This window comes from Tardiphaga sp., assembly GCF_028290785.1.
GTDB lineage: Bacteria > Pseudomonadota > Alphaproteobacteria > Rhizobiales > Xanthobacteraceae > Tardiphaga.
Genome location: NZ_JAQGJD010000379.1, coordinates 1 through 3,871 on the forward strand (window position 1 = coordinate 1; position 3,871 = coordinate 3,871).

Annotated in this window: 4 protein-coding genes and 2 pseudogenes; 4 read left to right on the top strand and 2 right to left on the bottom strand. The window is 64.3% G+C overall.

The window, feature by feature from the left end:
- Positions 1–249 (top strand): annotated as a pseudogene (locus tag JWR89_RS23965) (LLM class flavin-dependent oxidoreductase); the annotation flags it as partial.
- Between the two features lie 229 nt (positions 250–478).
- Positions 479–880, top strand: coding sequence for a YciI family protein (locus JWR89_RS23970; RefSeq protein ID WP_299720697.1), 402 nt, complete (start codon positions 479–481; stop codon positions 878–880).
- A 156-nt stretch (positions 881–1,036) separates the two neighbouring features.
- On the opposite strand, the gene JWR89_RS23975 is transcribed toward JWR89_RS23970, so the two are convergent.
- Both JWR89_RS23975 and JWR89_RS23980 read right to left on the bottom strand, forming a co-directional pair.
- The gene (locus JWR89_RS23975) at positions 1,037–1,882 is read right to left on the bottom strand and encodes a prephenate dehydratase (RefSeq protein WP_299720698.1); all 846 of its coding nucleotides are present in this window, start codon (positions 1,880–1,882) and stop codon (positions 1,037–1,039) included.
- Positions 1,883–1,905: 23 nt separating this feature from the next.
- Positions 1,906–2,646, bottom strand: coding sequence for a 3-deoxy-manno-octulosonate cytidylyltransferase (locus JWR89_RS23980; RefSeq protein WP_299720699.1), 741 nt, complete (start codon positions 2,644–2,646; stop codon positions 1,906–1,908).
- A 200-nt stretch (positions 2,647–2,846) separates the two neighbouring features.
- Between JWR89_RS23980 and JWR89_RS23985 the strand changes: the two genes are divergently transcribed.
- Together JWR89_RS23985 and JWR89_RS23990 are read left to right on the top strand one after the other, a co-directional pair.
- Entirely contained in the window at positions 2,847–3,395 is a 549-nt protein-coding gene (locus JWR89_RS23985; protein WP_299720700.1) for a cytochrome c family protein, read from the top strand.
- Positions 3,396–3,623: 228 nt separating this feature from the next.
- Positions 3,624–3,871 (top strand): annotated as a pseudogene (locus JWR89_RS23990) (ABC transporter substrate-binding protein); the annotation flags it as partial.

The window sequence follows — 3,871 nt, forward strand, 5'->3', positions numbered from 1 at the left end:
CCGCTGCCGAGCGTGGAGGAGGCGCTGGCCTATCCCTATACGGAGCGCGAACGCACGGCGATCGCCCGCAACCGCGCGCGGCTATTCGTCGGAAGTCCTGCCACGGTGATGCAGAAACTGCAGCCGCTGGTGGATTCCAGCCAGGCCGACGAGTTGATGGTGATCACCGCGGTGACCGATCACGAGGCGCGGAAGAAATCGTACACGCTGCTGGCGGAGGCGTTTCAGTTGCAGAAGTCGGCGGCATAAACTCGAACCTCGCCACGTTATTGCGAGGTCAGGGAAAGCCAATTGGCTTTCCCCTTAGCGAAGCGACGCGGCGATCCAGAAGGCCGCAAGCGCCAAAAGGGCTGGATTGCTTCGTCGCAAGAGCTCCTCGCAATGACGGCTGATAGTTCTGCGTGCCCAGTCCGGCGATGTCGGAATCGACGCCGCTAACACGTCCTTGGGTGACCAGACCAACGAAAGGTGAGATCCGATGCTCTATGCGATCCTGGCCTACCACGTCGAAGACCTCGTCGCGTCCTGGACCGCCGAACAGGATGCGGCGGTGATGGGCAATCTTCACAAGGTGCACGACAAGCTGAAAGCCGAGGATCGGCTGGGACCGGCCGCGCGGCTAGGCGCGACCAAGGACGCGTTCACGTTGCGCGGGCCGGGCGCCGGCGTGGTCATCGATGGTCCGTTTGCCGAGACCAAGGAGCAGTTGCTGGGCTTCTATGTCGCCGACTGCGCCACGCGCGAAGACGCCAGTGCCGTTGCGCGCGACCTGCGTCGCGTCAATCCGACCGCGGTCTACGAGATTCGCCCGGTCATCCTGTTCCTGCCCGGTGCACCCTTTGCCGCGACGCATACGTTGGCCACTGACGCGGCACCGTAAGCGATGTCGCGTTCCCCGGACGCGGTGCATTGCGCCGCATCTTGGCGGCGTAGTGCGCCGCAGATCCGGCGTCCCGGTTTTGTGAGCAGAAAGCTGGATCCCGGATCTGCGCAGCAGCGTAAGGACGCTGCAGCGCGTCCGGGAAACGAGGGAGCGCTACTCTGCCTCGCCATAACTCGCGCGGAACGGGTGGCTGGGATACACGCCGACAATCCTGAATTCGCGCGAGAAGAATTTCAGCTCTTCCAGCGCGAAAGCGAGGTTGCGGTCGTCGGGATGGCCGTCGACGTCGGCGTAGAACTGCGTGGCGAAGAAGTTGCCGTCCACCATGTAGCTTTCCAGCTTGGTCATGTTGACGCCGTTGGTGGCGAAGCCGCCCATCGCCTTATACAAAGCGGCCGGCAGGTTGCGCACCCGGAACACGAAACTGGTGACCAGCGGGCCGGAATCCTGCGCCGCCCATTTGGCGTCCTTCGCCAGCATCACGAAGCGGGTGGTGTTGTGCGCTTCGTCCTCGACGTCCTCGGCGAGGATATCGAGGCCGTAGATATCGGCGGCAAGCTTTGAGGCGAACGAGGCGCAGCTCTTGTCGCCGCGTTCGGCGACCGCGCGCGCGGAGCCCGCCGTATCGGCGGCGACGATCGCCTTGATGCCGAGCTTGCGGATGATGCGGCGGCACTGGCCGAGCGCATGGACATGGCTTTCGACGGTCTTGATGTCGGCCAGTTTGGCGCCGCGGGGTGCCATCATCTGGTGATGGATCGGCAGAAACCATTCGCCGACGATGAACAGGCCGGAGGCCGGCAGCAGGTGGTGGATGTCGGCGACGCGGCCGGCGATCGAGTTCTCGATCGGGATCATGCCGAGCTCGGCTTCGCCCGAAGAGATCGCCGCCAGCGCATCCTCGAAGGTGGCGCAGGGCAGCGGCACGGCGTCGGGAAACGCCTCGACGATGGCGATATGGGAATTGGCGCCGGGCTCGCCCTGGAATGCTATTTTCATGGTGGTGGTCTCTGTGTGGTCGCTCAGGAAGTCTGCAAAATCCGCCGGGCGGTCTCAAGGTCGGCCGGCGTATCGACGCCGAGCGGCACCGACCGGACGATGGCCGCGTCGATCCGCATGCCGGCTTCCAGCGCTCGTAGCTGTTCGAGCTTCTCGCGCATCTCGAGCACCGAGGGCGACAGGCTCACGAAGCGTTCCAGCGCCGACCGGCGGTAGGCATAGAGTCCGATATGATGATAGCGCGGTCCGTCGCCGTACGGCGCCGTGGCCCGGGTAAAATACAGTGCCCGGAGCCGCCGGGCGTCCAGCGGCGAGCCGATCAGCTTCACCACGTTCGGGCTCAGGTGCTCCTCCTCGGTGCGGATTTCGGCGGCGAGGGTGCCAATATCCACCGCGGCGTCCGCCAGCAGATCGACCGCGGCGCGAATGTCGCCCGGCGGAATGGTGGGCAGATCGCCCTGGACGTTGACGATGGTTCGCACGGCGCCCGCCGGATCGAGCTTCGTCAGTGCCTCAAAAATGCGGTCAGAGCCGGACGGATGGTCGGCGGAGGTCATCACCACCTCGCCGCCGTGCGCGGTGACGGCGTCGGCGATCTCCTGGCCGTCGGTGGCCACCACGACCCGACCGATGCCGGCTTCCTCGGCGCGGCGCAGCACATGGACGATCATCGGCAGGCCGGCGATGTCCAGCAATGGCTTGCCGGGCAGGCGGGTCGCCGCCATGCGGGCGGGGATCAGCACGATGGTGTCGGTGGCGGTCATGGGAGACGGTCTGGAACCAGCTGAAAGACGCAGCAAATGGCGGGGGTTGATGGAAAACTGCCGCGTTTATACGGGTTGCCAGAGCGGGGGCAAACCGTTATCTCAAATCGGCTGCCTGTGCGGCTGCGAACGCGATTCCTAAGCCCAACGTGGCCGATTCAACGGCCTTTCACTGACCTTGGCGTGGAGCCTGACCAACGATGGACTCCTTCGAACTCAATAAGATCATGGGCGCCGTGCTCGGCACCTGCCTGGTTCTGATGGCGATGAGCATCACCGCGGAAGCGGTGTTCTCGCCGAAGAAGTTGGAAAAGCCCGGCTACGACATCGCGGTCAAGGAAGAGGCCGCCGGCGGGGGCAAGGCCGCTGCGGCGCCCTCGGAGCCGATCGAGAAACTGCTGCAGACCGCTTCGATCGAAAAGGGCGGCGTGGCCGCCAAGAAGTGCGCCGCGTGCCATACCTTCGAAAAGGGCGGCCCGAACCGCGTCGGCCCGAACCTGTTCGGCACCGTCAACGAGCATGTCGGCCAGGGCAAGAACGGCTTTAATTTCTCCGCGGCCATGAAGGCCAAGGGCGGCACCTGGACGTTCGAGGAACTGAACAAGTTCATCGCCAACCCCAAGGGCACCGTTCCCGGTACCGCCATGGGCTTCGCCGGCATCCAGAAGGACAGCGAGCGCGCCGACGTGATCGCCTACCTGGCGTCGCTGGCCGATACCCCGGTGCCGCTGCCGACGGCCGCCAAGTAACGGCTGTCTTGCCTCATCATCTGCGATCGAGCGGCCAGGTTTTACCTGGCCGTTTTCGTATCCGCCTTACCAAAGCTTAAGCGGGACGTTTCGCCGCAATGGGCTAGGATGCAGCCTGGTTAGATGACGGATGGTATCGTCTGGAAAACCCGGCATAATCGGTCGAATCCTCGCCTTATATTGCGGCTCTACTCGGCGCTTCGGTTCACAGGAATTCTGCATTTGACCATTTCCCTCTCCCGACGACGTCTGCTGCAAACCAGCGCATTCGCGGCCCTCGCCCCGGCGCTCGGCCTCGGCATTCTCCCCGCCACGCCGGTCGCCGCGCAGTCCGAGAGCGAATGGCGCCACGCGCTGTCGCTGTTCGGCGAGATCAAATATCCCGAAGGCTTCAAGCGTTTCGACTACGTCAATCCGGAAGCGCCGAAGGGCGGCGTGGTGCGCCAGATCGCGATCGGCACCTTCGACAATTTCAA

What these genes read in the sequence shown, in the direction of transcription:
- JWR89_RS23970 (WP_299720697.1), top strand. Translation starts at nt 479, where the DNA reads ATGCTCTATGCGATCCTGGCCTACCACGTCGAAGACCTCGTCGCGTCC.
- JWR89_RS23975 (WP_299720698.1), bottom strand. Translation starts at nt 1,882, where the DNA reads ATGAAAATAGCATTCCAGGGCGAGCCCGGCGCCAATTCCCATATCGCC.
- JWR89_RS23980 (WP_299720699.1), bottom strand. Translation starts at nt 2,646, where the DNA reads ATGACCGCCACCGACACCATCGTGCTGATCCCCGCCCGCATGGCGGCG.
- JWR89_RS23985 (WP_299720700.1), top strand. Translation starts at nt 2,847, where the DNA reads ATGGACTCCTTCGAACTCAATAAGATCATGGGCGCCGTGCTCGGCACC.